14 protein-coding genes are annotated in these 16,776 nt (G+C 44.2%); 7 read left to right on the plus strand and 7 right to left on the minus strand.

Annotation, left to right across the window (positions count from 1 at the left end; translation table 11 throughout):
• A partial coding sequence (gene uvrA, locus WC615_RS16785; RefSeq protein WP_372979233.1) for an excinuclease ABC subunit UvrA occupies positions 1-2,286 on the minus strand: 2,286 nt, incomplete at its 3' end.
• Between the two features lie 253 nt (positions 2,287-2,539).
• Here uvrA and WC615_RS16790 point away from each other — a divergent pair.
• Positions 2,540-3,841, plus strand: a complete 1,302-nt coding sequence (locus WC615_RS16790) for an esterase-like activity of phytase family protein (protein ID WP_372979234.1) — start codon at positions 2,540-2,542, stop codon at positions 3,839-3,841.
• Between the two features lie 267 nt (positions 3,842-4,108).
• On the opposite strand, the gene WC615_RS16795 is transcribed toward WC615_RS16790, so the two are convergent.
• Together WC615_RS16795 and WC615_RS16800 are read right to left on the minus strand one after the other, a co-directional pair.
• On the minus strand, positions 4,109-4,306 hold the full coding sequence (locus WC615_RS16795) for a hypothetical protein (protein WP_372979235.1): 198 nt from the start codon (positions 4,304-4,306) through the stop codon (positions 4,109-4,111).
• A 390-nt stretch (positions 4,307-4,696) separates the two neighbouring features.
• Positions 4,697-5,488: a lytic transglycosylase domain-containing protein gene (locus WC615_RS16800; protein WP_372979236.1), complete on the minus strand. Its 792-nt coding sequence runs from the start codon at positions 5,486-5,488 to the stop codon at positions 4,697-4,699.
• A 221-nt stretch (positions 5,489-5,709) separates the two neighbouring features.
• Here WC615_RS16800 and WC615_RS16805 point away from each other — a divergent pair, with 221 nt between their 5' ends.
• The 6 genes from WC615_RS16805 to WC615_RS16830 all read left to right on the plus strand — a co-directional run bounded on the left by WC615_RS16805 (position 5,710) and on the right by WC615_RS16830 (position 10,972).
• Positions 5,710-7,176: a pseudouridine synthase gene (locus WC615_RS16805; RefSeq protein ID WP_372979237.1), complete on the plus strand. Its 1,467-nt coding sequence runs from the start codon at positions 5,710-5,712 to the stop codon at positions 7,174-7,176.
• Positions 7,177-7,503: 327 nt separating this feature from the next.
• Positions 7,504-8,193, plus strand: coding sequence for an SIMPL domain-containing protein (locus tag WC615_RS16810; RefSeq protein WP_372979238.1), 690 nt, complete (start codon positions 7,504-7,506; stop codon positions 8,191-8,193).
• Between the two features lie 114 nt (positions 8,194-8,307).
• Positions 8,308-8,547, plus strand: coding sequence for a hypothetical protein (locus WC615_RS16815; protein WP_372979239.1), 240 nt, complete (start codon positions 8,308-8,310; stop codon positions 8,545-8,547).
• Positions 8,548-8,633: 86 nt separating this feature from the next.
• Positions 8,634-9,044: a hypothetical protein gene (locus WC615_RS16820; RefSeq protein ID WP_372979240.1), complete on the plus strand. Its 411-nt coding sequence runs from the start codon at positions 8,634-8,636 to the stop codon at positions 9,042-9,044.
• Between the two features lie 205 nt (positions 9,045-9,249).
• On the plus strand, positions 9,250-10,404 hold the full coding sequence (gene bshA, locus WC615_RS16825) for an N-acetyl-alpha-D-glucosaminyl L-malate synthase BshA (protein ID WP_372979241.1): 1,155 nt from the start codon (positions 9,250-9,252) through the stop codon (positions 10,402-10,404).
• A 70-nt stretch (positions 10,405-10,474) separates the two neighbouring features.
• Positions 10,475-10,972, plus strand: coding sequence for a hypothetical protein (locus tag WC615_RS16830; protein WP_372979242.1), 498 nt, complete (start codon positions 10,475-10,477; stop codon positions 10,970-10,972).
• 107 nt (positions 10,973-11,079) lie between these two features.
• Here the strand turns inward: WC615_RS16830 and WC615_RS16835 are convergent, their stop codons facing one another.
• The 4 genes from WC615_RS16835 to ileS all read right to left on the minus strand — a co-directional run.
• The gene (locus WC615_RS16835) at positions 11,080-12,213 is read right to left on the minus strand and encodes a lactonase family protein (RefSeq protein ID WP_372979243.1); all 1,134 of its coding nucleotides are present in this window, start codon (positions 12,211-12,213) and stop codon (positions 11,080-11,082) included.
• Between the two features lie 274 nt (positions 12,214-12,487).
• Complete coding sequence (locus WC615_RS16840; protein WP_191177090.1) at positions 12,488-13,093, minus strand: lipoprotein signal peptidase; 606 nt, start codon at positions 13,091-13,093, stop codon at positions 12,488-12,490.
• Positions 13,094-13,471, minus strand: coding sequence for a TraR/DksA C4-type zinc finger protein (locus tag WC615_RS16845; RefSeq protein WP_067055645.1), 378 nt, complete (start codon positions 13,469-13,471; stop codon positions 13,094-13,096). It abuts the gene before it with no gap.
• The coding region (gene ileS / locus WC615_RS16850; protein ID WP_372979244.1) for an isoleucine--tRNA ligase at positions 13,472-16,776 on the minus strand (3,305 nt) is incomplete at its 5' end. It abuts the gene before it with no gap.

Raw genomic sequence — 16,776 nt, forward strand, 5'->3', positions numbered from 1 at the left:
AGGTAAAAAATTCATTTCTATCACCTTTTGGCCTGCACCCTGGCAGGTTTCGCAACGGCCACCCTTTACGTTGAACGAGAAGCGGCCGGGTTTGTACCCACGTATCCTCGACTCGGGCAGCGCCACAAACAAGTTGCGTATATCGGAGAATACACCTGTATATGTAGCCGGGTTTGATCGCGGTGTACGGCCAATTGGTGTTTGGTCTATCTCAATTACTTTATCAATATTCTCCAATCCTTCAATTTTTTCATAAGGCAGCGGATGCTTTTTGGCACGGAAGAAGTGATGGTTCAGTATAGGGTACAGTGTTTCGGTTATTAAACTCGATTTACCACTACCCGATACGCCGGTTACCCCAATCAATTTACCCAACGGAAAATCGACAGAAACCTTCTTCAGGTTATGGCCGGTTGCTTTTTTAAGCGATAATATTTTACCATTCCCCTCGCGGCGTTGCTCTGGGATAGCAATTTCCCGCTCGCCGTTGATGTAGGATGTGGTGAGTGTATGATGGCTCATCAGTTCGGCAGGTGTACCCTGGGCAACAATCTGGCCACCATGTACGCCTGCTGCCGGGCCCATATCTATCACATGGTCGGCTTCCAGTATCATGTCTTTATCGTGCTCTACAACCAAAACGGTGTTACCCAGGTCGCGCAGGTTTTTAAGCGCATTTATTAAACGTTCGTTATCGCGCTGATGTAAGCCTATACTTGGCTCATCCAAAATGTACATTACGTTCATCAGCTGCGAGCCTATCTGCGTGGCCAGCCTAATACGCTGCGCCTCACCCCCAGAAAGGGTTTTGGCGGTACGGTCTAAGGTTAAGTAGCTCAGGCCCACATCCAGCAAAAAGCCAATACGAGCGCGAATTTCTTTTAATATCTCTTTAGCAATAACGTTCTGGCGTTCGCTCAGCCTGTCCTCTAAGCCGGTGTACCACTTATCAAGCGTGGTGATATCCATGCAGGCCAGCTCAAAAATATTCTTTTGATCAACCTTAAAGTGCAGCGATTCCTTTTTTAAACGGGCGCCTTCGCAGGTAGGGCAGGTACGCAATACACGATAGTTTTCCATATCGTCCATCCCCTCGTCGTTGCGTCGTTCCTGCTGCTCTTCCAGCATCCGGATGATACCATCAAACGAGATCTGGTAGTTTTGCACGTTCCATTTATTGTATTCAACCGCTACGCTGATCATATCCGGCGAACCGTTCAATATTATATCCAACTGGTCGCGGGTTAGTTTCTCTATCGGGGTTGATAGCGAGAATTCATATTTTTTGGCCAGCGCCTTCAACACCTGAAAGATCCAGGTTTCGCGGTACTCACCTATTGGGGCAAGGCCACCGTTAAGGATGCTCAGTTTTGGGTTTGGTATAACCGATGCTTCATCTACTTCGAATATATAACCCAGTCCGTTACACTTTTCGCAGGCCCCATACGGCGAGTTGAACGAGAAAGTATTTGGCTGCGGCTCATCATATGAGATGCCCGATACCGGGTCCATCAAATATTTACTAAAGTAAAACACGTTGTTATCCTTATCGGCAATGCGGATAATGCCCTTAGCTATTTTCAGGGCCGATTGTACCGAAGTATACAGTCGCTTACTGTCGGCTTCGCTCACCATCAGGCGGTCAACCACAATATCAATATCGTGAATTTTGTAACGGTCTACCTGCATTTTGGCTTCCACATCGGCAATAGCGCCGTCAATGTAAACCTTCAAATAACCTTGCTTGCGTATCTGCTCAAAAAGTTCACGGTAATGGCCTTTACGGGCTTTTACCACGGGTGCCAGGATGTTCACCGGCTGCCCGTCAAACTTTTCGAAAATGGTTTTCAGGATCTGCTCCTCGCTCATGCGTTCCATTTTCTCGCCGGTGGTGTAGCTGTAGGCATCGCCAGCACGGGCAAAAAGCAAACGCATAAAGTCGTATATCTCGGTAATAGTACCAACGGTACTGCGCGGGTTTTTGCTGGTGGTTTTTTGCTCAATGGCAATAACCGGACTAAGGCCCGATACTTTATCAACATCCGGCCTTTCCATACCGCCCATAAACTGGCGTGAGTAGGCCGAAAATGTTTCCATATAACGGCGCTGCCCCTCGGCATAAATAGTATCGAATGCTAATGATGATTTACCGCTGCCGCTTAACCCGGTTATAACAACCAGCTTATTACGCGGAAACGAAACATCTATATTTTTTAAATTATGTACCCGGGCACCATAAACTTCAACTTCACTTTGCTCGCCCAGATCTAACGTTTTTTCGCTCATATACTTTTATGGAAACAGCATAAATGCCGTATAGGTTTTTACACCGGCACTAATTACTAAAATTTTTCGCAAATATACGCAAAAACGTCGGTGATTTAAAGCATTAGCACTGGCGGGAATGAACTGTTTAATGTAAAATTTTACCCTCACCGTCAACACGTTGTCCGTGCTGTAAAACATTTGTTTTTAAGTTAACCATGGGTTTACACAACCAGGCTTGCTTTGCAAAAATAAACAAGCCATAATTTATCAAATGAAAAAATCTTTACTTAGTATTTTCGCTATTGCCGCTGTGAGTTTAACAGCCTGCAAAAAAAATAATACCGATACGGTATCGCCGCCAGCGGTTACCTATCCGGATATGGCAGAAGCTGCCGACCCTGCTTTACTATTTACCACTTCAACGGGCGTAAAAGTTTACAATGGCGGCTTTGGCTCATCTGTTGCTGCCGACCCTAATGACCCTGCCGTATTTTATATGCTTACAGACCGCGGGCCAAACGTAGCCGGTACTATTGCTAACTCTATTATTTTGGGCAAGCCCGATTTTACGCCGGCTATAGGCAAATTCAGGTTAAAAAACGGCAAATTATACCTGGAGCAAACCATCGAACTAAAAAATGCTACCGGCGGTAAACTAAACGGCTTACCAAACCCGGTTGGCCAGGGCAGTACAGGCGAAGTACCTTACGACCTTAATGGTACCATATTACAGCCAAGCGCAGATGGCATCGATTCGGAAGGCATGGTATTAGCGGCCGATGGCTCGTTTTGGATAAGTGACGAATATGGCCCGCATATAGCACATTTTGATGCTACCGGTAAAACCATTGAGCGCATAAACCCGTTTGGAAGTGGCACCGGAGGCCGTAAAATACCATTAGTGTTTGCGAAACGCAGGGCTAACCGCGGCATGGAAGGTTTAACCGTTACACCTGATGGTAAAACACTGGTTGGCTTAATGCAGTCGCCCATGTATAATCCTTCAAAAGCGGCTATTGGCAATTCGGTAGTTTTAAGGATCTTAACCTTTGATATTGCTACGGGCGCAACCAAACAATACGCCTACTTAATGGAAAACCCAACGCTTACCGGCTGCAGCGAAATAACAGCGATTAACGCCACTACATTTTTAACTATCGAGCGAGATGGCCTTTATGGCGGCGCGCCAACCAACCCGGCTACTTTTAAAAAAATCTTTAAGATAGATATCAGCAAGGCTACCGATATTTCTGACGCTGCGAACAGCGCTACAGGCAAGCTTTACGGTGGCAAAACAGTAGAGGAATTAGTGGATGCCGCGGGTTTGCAAGGCGCAGGTATTGTGCCTGTTACCAAAACTTTAGCGCTCGATCTGCTAAAAGACTTGCCAACCGTTTACCCACACGATAAAGCCGAAGGTATTGCACTGTTAAAAGGCAACATCCTCGTGATATCAAACGATGATGATTTTGGTGTGGTTGATAACGGCGCAAGCGGCTTTGCCCAAAAAGTATTACCGGCTACCAATACAACAGATCATAACAGGTTATACTTTGTAAAACTGAAATTGTAACATAACCTTATGTGAGTTTACTCACCTGCCCCCTCTTTGCACAGAGGGGGCTTTTTTTTACTTTTCCGGAGAGGGGCCCGGCTCCATCGCAGGCATTATCTCCCTTTAATCCGTCGCGTTATGGATTAAAGCAGATACCTGCCCGTGTCTAATGCCTGCGCAGTATAAGCGGAAAGCCTGGCCTGAAGGAAACGCCCAAATTAAACGCTAAGAATGCCAGCTATCGTAATGTTTTAGCGCTTCGCTACTACTCAAAAGCATTCGCACCTATATCCAAAACATGGCCTTAATATCATCCTTAATGTTAGCCGGCAAAGCATTGTTTATTATATCCACATTAACAGTATTACCCGAGTTGGTGAGAGCCACACAATCGGTTATTTTTAGGCGGTGCGTTGTGAAATATTCCTTATACTTTTTTTCTACTGCATGTAAATATCTTAAGGCATGCTCTAAATTCTTCATAGCATATCAGTTTGTATGGTAAAAAATAGCGTTTAAACGCAAGCCCGGCGTGCTGCTTTTTAAATAGGGGGTGATAGTATCGGCGCGGTATTACTCTAAATACGGATATTGGTGCAGCCTTGGTTTTCGGTTGAATACTTTTTTAATTATTTTTCATATCCAAAACATATCGTTTATATAATCTTTAGTAGCCATTGGTAAGCCGGCGTTTGTGATGGTTACTATTACTACATTTCCGAAAAATGTAAATGATACGTAGTATGTTATTTTTAGTCTGTGCTCTTTAGTACATACGGGCTGTGTATTAAGTTCCCCTTGGTGGTATTATACAAAAAAAGCCACCCCGTCCGGGATGGCTTTTTGAATGTGCTCCGTAATAATTAAATTTCTTTAATTGTTATACAGCCCTAAAAAGGGAGTTGGTTTTTGCATATAGCTATAAAAGTTTTTATAACCATATTTAGCAGGATTACTGATGATCTCTTTCATAGCAATAATCTTGTAAACGTATGAACCGGTTTCGCGGTTAAGCGTCATGCGGAAATAGTTATCCTCATTTTGCTTATGAATGGCGCGTTCCAGTTTAACAGAACCGTTGTTGTAAGCGGCAGCGGCCAATGTCCAGCTGTTAAACTCACCGTACAGTTCTTTAATGTACTTGCAGGCAGCAATGGTGGATTTGCGCAGGTTAAGGCGCTCATCTTTACTCTTGTTAACCCTTAGCCCGTAAGTGCGTGCGGTGCCGGGCATAAACTGCCAAACGCCACGTGCGCCCTTGGGCGATGTACCTCCTTTTAAGCCCGACTCTACCAGCGGGATATACTTAAAATCCTCCGGGATGCCATAGGCTTTTAAGATAGGCTCGATGATAGGAAACATCTTATCGGCTTTTGAGTGCAAAACGTTCGACTGAATGTTTTTGTACCCGTGTTTCGCTATTGATTTTTTTAATTTAAAATCTACTTTTTTGTCGTTTACCGGCAGGGCCTCATCTGCAAAACTAAATGCCTCTTCGGCTGCTTCAGCAGGTAGGCTGAAGAGCAATTTTGAAGGTGTGTGGGCGATGTATTTTACAGGGTAAACCGGGTCGGTACTGAAAATGTTAAGCCTGGAAATGATAACCAGCACCAAGATTACGGAGCACGTAATTAAGTGTTTTTTAGTCATTTCAATTTTACTCATTAATTATACTTTTTGGTATGATGTGCTGCAAAGGTACGTTATATAAAGCAGATTATCAAACACTTGCAATTGCCTTAGTGTTTTGAGGATTTTAAAAGCGGCCAAAAATCGCTGTTTAAAGTGGTTTAAACGTACATTTTGAACCCTATTAAAAAGTTGTTTTTTTGGTTAAAATGTTGTACTTTTGACCCTCACGCTGCGAAAGCGCAAAACAAAAAATTATGGTATTTAAAAGACCAGCAGGTAGTCGCGACGACAGGCCCAACAAATCATCGGGCCGCTCAAAAAGTGGTAGCGAAAACGCAAAAAGACCATCATCTTCCTCCACAGGGAAACCCTTCGGCGCAGGCCGTACAGATGGCAAAAAAAACTTCTCGGTAGATAAAAGGGGATCTGCCTATTCAAAACCAAATACAGATTCTGAAGGCAGCGAAAGGCCAAAGAAAAGCTATGGTGCAGGCCCGTCATCATTTGGCGATAAAAAAGCATTTGTGCCAAAAGGCAGGCCATACAGCGGCCGCCCGGCAGATAGCGACCGCCCAAAAAGAAGCTTCGGCGATGCACCATCCGGCGAACGCAAAAACTTTACCCCAAGAGATAAACCATACAGTGGCCGCCCGCAATCATCAGACGGCGAAGGCAGCACTTACCGCAAACCAAGTTTAGGCCCTGCATCATATGGTGCGCGCAAAAACCCGGTTGCCGGCGATAAGCCATTTAACAGGCGACCTGCCGGTACCGACGGGCCAAAGAAAAGCTTTGACACTGAAGGCGGCGAAAAACGCCCATACGGAACCCGCGAAGGCGGACCAAAGAAAAGCTTTGGTGGCGATAAAAAGTTTGGCGGCACACGCGGGGGCACTAAAGATTTTCCAAGTACATCTACCGGTTTTCGTAAACGCGAGGGTGATGATACACCATCTAAGCCAACTATGCGTGGCCGTAAAAACCCGGTTGTTAAAGCTAAAGACGACGGCCTGATACGCCTTAATCGTTATATTGCCAATGCAGGCATCTGTAGCCGCCGTAAGGCCGACGAACTGATCGCTGCAGGCGTGGTATCAGTAAACGGTGAAGTGATATCTGAGCTTGGTCACAAAGTTGACCCGCTTAAAGACCTGGTACGCTACAACGGCGAGGCTTTAAAACGCGAGAAAATGATCTACGTGCTTTTAAATAAACCAAAGGACTACATTACCACTACCGACGACCCACAAGAGCGCCGTACCGTTATGCATTTGGTTGATAAAGCCAGCAAAGAACGCATCTACCCGGTTGGCCGCCTTGACCGTAATACTACCGGTTTGTTATTAATGACCAACGATGGCGACCTGGCCGATAAATTATCGCACCCACGTAACAGCGTTACCAAATTATACCTGGTTGAGCTGAACAAAGCCCTTACACAAGGTGACCTGAATAAAATTAGTTTTGGCCTTGAACTTGAGGATGGTTTAATAAAACCGGATAGCATATCATACGTAACAGGTGGTACTAAAAAGGAGATCGGCATCCAGATCCACAGCGGTAAAAACCGTATTGTGCGCCGTATCTTTGAATCATTAGGTTATGATGTGGTTAAGCTTGACCGTTCTGTTTACGCCAACCTAACCAAAAAAGACCTTCCCCGCGGCCGTTGGAGATACCTGGACGAGAAGGAAGTGATACAATTAAAACATTTGATATAATATATAGCCCGGTTTATCCGGGCTTTTTTGTGTGGCTGCCTTTTCTCTCCCCAAGCGTCATTACTGACGGGTACGAAGCAATCTCAAGACTATACATAACCGCCCTGCATTCGGCTTGGCCTATCTGGAGATTGCTTCATACATCGCAATGAAGGGTTGGGGTCGAAAAGAAAATATTATTAAATATTTTTCCTCTGCTACCCTCTTTATTATCACCATATTAAAACACCCAATCCTGTTTTGGGTTACACATTTATTATTTATGCGTGTTACAGATTAAACTTTTTGCACGTAATTAACTCTACACATTATACATATTTAATACTTATGAAAAAATTATTCTTAATAGCCGCATTAGTTGCTACAACATTTGGGGCATTCGCACAAAGCGCAGACCTGCGCCGTAAAATTGAAGTTACCGGCATTGCCGAGCAGGAGGTTACTCCGGATATCATCAACGTATCTGTTTCTTTAAGGGAATACATGAATGGTAAAACCAAGGTGACCATTTCGCAGCTGGAAAAACAACTGGAAAAAGCAGTTGCCGAAGCAGGTATAGCTAAAGAGGATTTTACCATTAACAGCCTGTCGTCATGGAACTACCAAACCGAGAAAAAGAAAAACCCCGATTTTTTGGCAAGTAAACAGTACAATATCAAGTTTCATGATTTGAATAAATTTGACCAGATACTGAGCAAGCTTGATGCAAAAGGCATACAAAGCACCAATATCGACAGCTATGATTACTCAAAGATCAATGAAATTAAAAATGGCTTAAAACTGAAAGCGCTGATAGGCGCCCGTGATAAAGCAGCTTTTTTAGTTAATGGCCTCGGCGATAAACTGGGCAGCGTACTAAACATCACCGAAAGTGATAACAGCAGTTTCCCGCAACCAAGAATGTACGCGGTGCAATTTAAAGGAGCAGCGGCAGATTCGGCCACCCCTGAATCGGATATCGATGTTAAAAAGATCAAACTTAGCTTCCAGGTCAACGCTACATTCGAGATAAAATAATTAACCCGCTATATATAAAAGCAGGCCTGTTTCCGGGCCTGCTTTTTTGTTTTAGGCTATGAAACATTTATTTTACAGGCCTGTTTACATGATTACACCAACACTCGTATTACCATGAAAGCCATACGATTTACAGCAGCCATCATATTTTTAGCTGCATCAATTACCGCCTGCGGCGACCGCAGTAACGCAACCCTCGGCGGCACAAAAGACACCGTTGCCAAAGCCGGTACCGGCGACCCTAACAATACCCGGGCGGCCGACACTGCCAAAAAAGATAGCCTGAACAAAGGCAATGCCGACCCAACCGGACGTAATGCCGTAGACACAGCGGACGCGCGACCCGTTCATTAACAGTTAATTAAATATTAATTTCCGCTCAAAGGGGTTGGTATTGTAAAATATAGATTTTATATTTACGTCCCCCAAATGGATTGAGCATGATACGTACCCGTTCTAAGAGAGTACTTCTGGTAGCTCCGCAGGCTTTCCCCGACCAATTACTGGCCGAGTACGATAACGTGAAACACATTTCGGTAATAGCCTCAATATTTCCGTCAATACACGAATTAAAACCCGATGTTATTTTGTTTGACCATGCACACATGTCAGGTAACCTCGAACGTGTACTACGCCGCTTACAAACCAACGTTTTCTATAAACACATTAAAATTTGCTGCTATAAACGTACAGAAAGTATCACTGCCGATGCAACCCTGAAGGTTTTGGGTGTACACCACATGATATACCACGCCGACCTACAAAAAACATCAAAAAGCAGCGCCGCACTTAATGCTATTAATAACCTGGTGAATGCCTCCCTTATTAAATGGGTAGCAGGAGTTGCTTAAATTAGTCATTGAGTCATTACGCTTCGCTGTAATTGGGTAATTGGGCCACAAGTATTACTTTCGACTTTTCACTTTCGACTTACTAACCGCATCAATCATTTTACATACGGGTAACACTTTTACAATAAATTGCTGTTAAACTTGCATGCTCATTATCAGTGTTAAATAAACTAACATCGGTTAGGGCTTAAAGCGTATCACACAAATGAAAATAGGAATAGTTTGTTATCCCACCTTTGGCGGAAGCGGGGTTGTTGCAACAGAATTAGGTAAGGCCCTTGCAGACCGCGGGCATCAAATTCACTTTGTAACCTACAACCAGCCAGCCCGGCTTGATTTTTTTTCGGAGAACCTTTTTTACCATGAGGTATCGGTATCGCAATACCCTTTGTTTGATTACCCACCTTATGAACTGGCATTGGCCAGCCGCCTGGTTGATGTAGTAAGATTTGAAAAACTTGACCTGCTACACGTACATTACGCCATCCCGCATGCTTCGGCAGCATTTATGGCTAAACAAATATTGGCCACTTACGGCATCTCTATTCCATTTATCACTACTCTGCACGGTACCGATATTACTCTTGTTGGGCAGGATAGTACCTACAAACCGGTGGTTACCTTCTCCATCAATCAAAGTGATGGGGTGACGGCGGTATCAGAACATCTAAAAAACGATACCTACAAGTACTTTAAAATTGAAAAGGATATAAAGGTGATCCCTAACTTTATTGACCTTACCCGTTTTAGCCTTAAACCTAAAGATCACTTTAAAAAAGCCATAGCGCCAAATGGCGAAAAGGTTTTGGTGCATACATCCAACTTCCGTAAGGTAAAACGTACCGAAGATGTGGTAAAGATGTTTGCCAAAGTGATAGAGAAGATCCCATCCAAATTATTGATGGTAGGTGATGGCGGCGAACGCTCGTTATGCGAACGCTTATGCCGCGACCTGGGTATAGCCGAACATGTACGCTTTTTAGGCAAGCAGGATGCTATTGAAGAGATCCTTTCGGTGTCAGACTTATTCCTGATGCCATCACAATCAGAAAGTTTTGGTTTGGCGGCATTAGAGGCCATGGCCTGCAAGGTGCCGGTTATAAGCAGTAATGCAGGTGGCTTGCCCGAACTTAATATTGAAGGCGTTACCGGCTTTTTACTTGACATTGGCGACGTAGATGGCATGGCCGAAAAAGCCATTTATATACTGGAGGACGAGGACAGGCTAAACCAATTTAAGGAGAATGCCCTAAAGCGCGCTAAAGAATTGGAGCTTGCTAATATTATGCCTTTGTATGAAAACTATTATAAAGAGATCATAGAACAAAGCAAACAAGAAATATCAAACTGCAAATCGTAATATTATTATAACCTTTTGGCTTGATTTGTGTTAGTACACCAAATAACACATATTATTTATAAGATAGAACATGAAAAAGATATTTCAAACATCCCTTGCCATTTTAGCCTTAACCTTTATTTTTTCGGCTTGTTCAACGCCACAAAACACAACGGCATCTACAACATCAGGCAGCAGCATATCGCGCGGTAAGTTTGTAGGCACCTGGACGCTAACCAACGTAAGCTACGATGGGTTGCTACCCGGAGCTGTACATAATGTATTTGACCAGGCAGCACCGAGTGATTTTGTAGGCAGCACCTGGAAATTCACCAACAGTGGTAACGGTATCTATACCTTACAGAATGGTGCATCGCAAACCATTTTCTGGTCGGTGTTTAACGGCGGCAGTACCGGCACCCAATTTCAGTTTAAAAAACTTTACCAGGGCGATAAAGCCAAAAATGTACAGGAAGGTTACCGTTTAGATATCGGCAGTATTGATAATGCTAACATGAGCCTGCGCTCGCCGATAGCAATTGGTAACAGCAATGGCTACATTATATACTCGTTTACCAAAGCGCAATAATTAAGTAAAAACTTAAAAGTCAAAATTCAAAAATAAAGAAGCCGGAGGTGATATCACCTCCGGCTTCTTTATTTAATCGCCAGAATTTTTGAATTTTTATTTTTGAATTACATAGCCGGTGCAAATTGCAGGCATACCGGGTTGCCAACCTCTATACGTGTAACGGCCTGCATTATTTTTCCAGTTGTTTCATCTAAACGCCAAACGGTGATGTTATCGCTATTTTGGTGCGCTACGATCAGAAATTTACCTGTGGGGTCAATAATAAAATTACGCGGGCCTTTACCGCCAGATGGCTTACGCTCTATAAAAGTAAGCTCGCCATTTTCCTGGTTTATGCTGAATACCGAAATATCATTGGCATCGCCACGGTTGGTAGCATACAGGAACAGCCCGTTTGGCGAAATATGAATATCGGCAGCGCCGGTTTGGCCTTTAAACCCATCAGGCAACAATGTAATATCCTGTCTTTGTTTTGGCTTGCCGTTGTTATAATCAAACACAATTACCGAACTACCCATCTCGGTTACCAGGTACATGGTTTTCTTATCGTTTGAGAAAGCCAGGTGGCGCGGGCCATAACCCGGGGTTACACTTACAAACGCAGGGTTTGCAGGCACAATAGGGTTATTTTTACCCCCTTTATATTTGGTGATGTTTATTTTATCGGTACCCAGATCGGTATACAACACATATTTTTCATCCGGCGATAGCACGGCGGTATGCACGTGTGCTTTTTCCTGGCGCTCCTTGTTTGGGCCGTGGCCGTCGTCTTTTATGGTTTGCACAGCCGCACCTATCGAGCCATCCTCGTTTAAAGGCAATACCGCAATATTACCGCCCGAATAATTGGCTACAAAAAGGTTCTTCTGGTTTTTATCAACCGAAACATAACATGGCGAACCGCCTAATGTTGATACTTTATTGATGAAGGTTAATTTACCTGTTTTTGGCTCAAAGCTAAATGAGCTTACCTCGCCCTGATCGTTCTCGTTTACGGCGTAAACAAATTTGTTGTTTTTTGATACCGCTAAGTACGATGGGTTGCTTACATTATCTATCTGGTTTAAATAGGCCAGTCTGCCGGTTTCGGTATAAAAGCGGTAAACGGCAATGCCTTTACTGTTGCCGCTGGTATAAGCGCCAACAATCAGATCAAACGTTTTTGGGAATACCGGCTTTTTCTGCGCGATACCCAGCACAGGCGAAAGCATAGAGATCAATATCAGGAACTTTTTCATCAGGAGTGTATTGGTTTACAAGTGCAAGTTAATAAAATCATTAAAGAAGATGGCACTACTTGTTAATATTGTGTGAGACAGGGCTTGGGTGGTTTGGTTTAATGACGACGATACGACTTGCTCGTCTGCGACGAGTGCTTAATATGGTTAGGCGTCTGTGACGCTATAATGGCGATGCAATCGCCCGAACCATATTAAGCACTGATTGCAAATCAGCGCAATCAGTCACAAAAAAGCCCCGATAAATCGGGGCTTTTTTGTGACATAAGAAGTTTTACTCTTCTACCATTTCGCTGTTAGGGCTGCTAACTTCAGGCTCTTCATGTTTAAAGTAGCGCTTTTGGTTTAGCAGTATCATAATAACACCTACTGATATGGCTGCATCGGCAAGGTTAAATACCGGGCGGAAGAAAATATATTCCTCGCCACCCCATATTGGCACCCATTTAGGGAACTGACCTGTAAGTAGCGGAAAGTAAAACATATCAACTACACGGCCATGAAACAAGCCCGCGTATTTGTAGATAATGCCGTAAAAAGTAGAATCGATAATATTACCCAGCGCACCAGCCAGTATCAAAGCCACCATCATGATCAACCCACGGTGATACTTGTGCTTGATAAGGAATACCAGCGCATAGCCTATGCCGCATACCGCAACAATACGGAAGAGGGTTAAGGCCAGTTTGCCCAGCTCGCCGCCAAGCTCCATGCCAAAGGCCATGCCGTTATTTTCGGTGTAATGGAGCATACCACGGTTACCAAGGAAACGGATCTCCTCGCCTAACGACATGTGGCCCCTTACCCAGATCTTAATGATCTGGTCAACAAGGATAATAATAGCAGCAGTTAAAAAAGGTTTTGTGTAAGCTGCCTTCATTTATTGCTTCAATTTTGCTTCCATAGTAAGCGTTGTGTGCGGAACTGCACGCAAGCGTTCTTTAGGGATAAGCTTACCGGTTTCGCGGCAAATACCGTAGGTTTTATTTTCGATACGTACTAAAGCAGCCTCTAACTGCTCAATAAATTTCTTTTGGCGCGCAGCTAACTGGTTAATTTGTTCTTTCTCCAACGTCGCAGATCCATCCTCCAGTGTTTTATAAGTACCGGCAGTATCATCAGTACCGTTCGCGTTTGGCGAACTTAATGAAGTAGCCAGGGCGTTCAACTCTTCTTTAGAGCTGCGTAATTTTTCTAATAATAGGTCCTTAAATTCTTTTAATTCTGAATCAGAATACCTTGTTTTTTCGTTTTCCATTTAACTTTTACTTATAGCAATCAAAATTTCATATTCGTCAATAACGACTTTCGTACCTTCAGTTAGCTGATTATCAAGCACAAGGCTGTCCGCTAAAATTTCGGCGCAAATATAGGATAAATTGTTTTCCAATGCTTTCCAAATCTCGGGGCCGCAATTTACAACTACGTTTATCCTGTCGGTAACTTCAAATTCTTTGTTCTTACGTTCGGTTTGAACTCGGTTTACAAATTCGCGGGCATAACCCTCCTCTTTCAGCTCGTCGGTTATCGTAACATCTAAAGCCACGGTTAGTTTTCCTAAATTTGCAACCTGCCATCCCGGAACATCCTCAGCGATGATCTCTACGTCGGATAATAGTATCGAGTATTTAGTATCAAGTATCAAGATAGAGCCATTTGCTTCTAATTCCGATATCTGCTCTTGTCCGAATGCATTGATAGCCGCAGCCACATCCTTCATATCCTTACCTACCTTGGCACCAAGGGCTTTAAAGTTTGGTTTTATCTTCTTTTTGATGAAACCGGCTGCATCGGTAATATACTCAATGCTTTTGACATTGGTTTCGGATAATATGAGTTCTTTTACCCGCTCTACCTTGTCTTTGAAGTTCTTATCCAATATCGGCAAAAGAATTTTCATTAATGGACGGCGAACAGGCACTTCTATTTTCTTTCGTATGGATAGAACCAAAGAACTTATATCCTGTGCCAATTGCATGCTTTCTTCTAAGTCAGCGTCCACTAAATCATTATGATACTTCGGATAGTAAGCCAGGTGTACCGATTCAAATTCCTCTTTACCGGTAACGCTGTTCAGGTCGGTATATAAACGCTCGGCAAAGAAAGGCGCAATAGGCGACATTAATTTGCTGATGGTGATCAGGCAGGTATAAAGCGTTTGGTATGCCGATAGCTTATCTTCAGAATTATCTGACCTCCAGAAACGGCGGCGACTTAACCTGATATACCAATTACTAAAGTGTGCGTCAACAAATTCCTGTATAGCGCGGGCAGCTTTGGTTGGTTCAAAATCAGCATAAAAACCGTCAACCTCTTTGCTCAGGGTGTTTAATAATGATATGATCCAGCGGTCAAGCTCAGGGCGTTTATCAAGAGCTATCTCAGCTTCTTCGTACTTAAATTGATCGATATTGGCATAAAGCACAAAGAACGAGTAAGTATTATACAGCGTACCGAAGAACTTGCGGCGAACCTCGTCCAGCCCTTCAATGTTAAACTTCAGGTTATCCCATGGTGATGCGTTACTGATCATGTACCAGCGGGCCGCATCGGCACCAAACTGCTCAATAGTCTCGAACGGATCAACGCCATTGCCCAAACGTTTAGACATTTTGTTGCCGTTCTTATCCAGCACCAATCCGTTTGATACCACGTTTTTAAACGCTACGCCTTTATTGCCAACCAATTCGTTTACGGCCTTTACCTCGTCGCTGGCTTCGCTCAGCATCACCGCAATGGCGTGCAGGGTAAAGAACCAGCCGCGGGTTTGGTCAACACCCTCAGCAATAAAATCTGCCGGGTAGGCAGCAGCAAATTCGTCTTTGTTCTCAAAAGGGAAGTGCCATTGCGCATAAGGCATGGCGCCGCTATCAAACCAAACGTCAATCAGGTCGGGCTCGCGCATCATGCGTTTGCCGGTTGACGAAGTTAATATCACATCATCCACATACGGGCGGTGCATATCTTCCAGTTTAAAGCCCGCAGGCATTAAACCTGCCGCTATCGATTTCCCGATCTCAGCATTCAGTTCTTCTATCGAACCGATACACTTTTCTTCTTTACCATCTTCTTCGCGCCAGATAGGCAGCGGGGTACCCCAGTAGCGTGAACGCGACAGGTTCCAATCCACCAGGTTTTCCAGCCAGTTACCAAAACGGCCTGTACCGGTACTTTCAGGTTTCCAGTTAATGGTTTTGTTCAGCGCAACCATTTTATCCTTCACCGCGGTGGTACGGATAAACCAGCTATCTAACGGGTAGTATAGTATCGGTTCATCAGAACGCCACGAGTGCGGGTAGCTGTGCTCATATTTTTTTACGTCGAACGCTTTGTTCTCTGTTTTTAATTTGATGGAGATCAATACATCAGTCGGTTTAAAACCTTCTGCTGCGCGGTCTGCATCAGTATAATATTCTTCTTTAACGTAACGGCCGGCAAAATCGGTAACCTCTTCTACAAAGCGGCCTTGCTTATCAACCAAAGGCACTTCTTTCCCGTTCTCGTCCTTCACCATTACCGATGGCACGTTGTTTTCCTTACATGCCCTAAAGTCATCCGCACCAAAAACAGATGCGGTATGCACAATGCCGGTACCATCCTCGGTGGTAACAAAATCAGCCGGGATAACGCGGAAGGCGTTCTTCTCCAGCTCGGCATTGGTTACATACGGCATTAACTGCTCGTAATGGATGCCCAACAGGTCGGTGCCTTTAAATTCTCTTGTAAGCGTCCAGGGGATAATTTTATCGCCGCCTTTGTAATCTTCAAAAGATGCGTTCTCGCCTTCGGCCTTAAAATACTTTTTCACCAGATCCTTAGCCAATACAACGCTGATGGGCTCGTATGTATAAGGATTGAAAGTGTTTATTTGTACATAGCTGATGCCTTCGCCAACGGCCAAAGCACAGTTTGACGGAAGCGTCCAGGGGGTAGTCGTCCAGGCCAGGATAAATACATCGCTGTTAACCCCGTCAAATAAAAACGCCGAATCTTTATCGTTCTTTACCTTAAATTGGGCAACAATGGTGGTATCCTTCACCATTTTGTAAGTGCCCGGCTGGTTCAGCTCGTGCGAGCTAAGGCCGGTACCTGATTTTGGCGAATAAGGCTGCACGGTGTAACCTTTGTACAGCAGGTCTTTGTTGTAAAGCTGCTTCAGGATCCACCAAAGGCTCTCGATGTATTCGTTCTCGTAGGTAACATACGGGTTGTCCAGATCAACCCAGTAGCCCATTTTCAGGGTAAGGTCGTTCCAAACATCGGTATAACGCATCACCTCCTTACGGCAGGCGTCGTTGTACTCTTTTACAGTTATTTTTTTTCCGATATCATCCTTAGTGATGCCTAACGATTTTTCAACCGCAAGCTCAATAGGCAAACCATGGGTATCCCAGCCGCCTTTACGCTTAACCTGGAAACCTTTTAGGGTTTTGTAACGGCAAAAAATATCCTTAATGCTACGCCCCATAACGTGGTGAATACCGGGCATACCATTAGCGCTGGGCGGGCCTTCATAAAAGGTGTACGGCTTGCTTGCCGGCCTGCTGCTGATACTTTTTTCGA

The sequence above is a fragment of the Mucilaginibacter sp. genome, from assembly GCF_041663085.1.
Taxonomy (GTDB): domain Bacteria; phylum Bacteroidota; class Bacteroidia; order Sphingobacteriales; family Sphingobacteriaceae; genus Mucilaginibacter.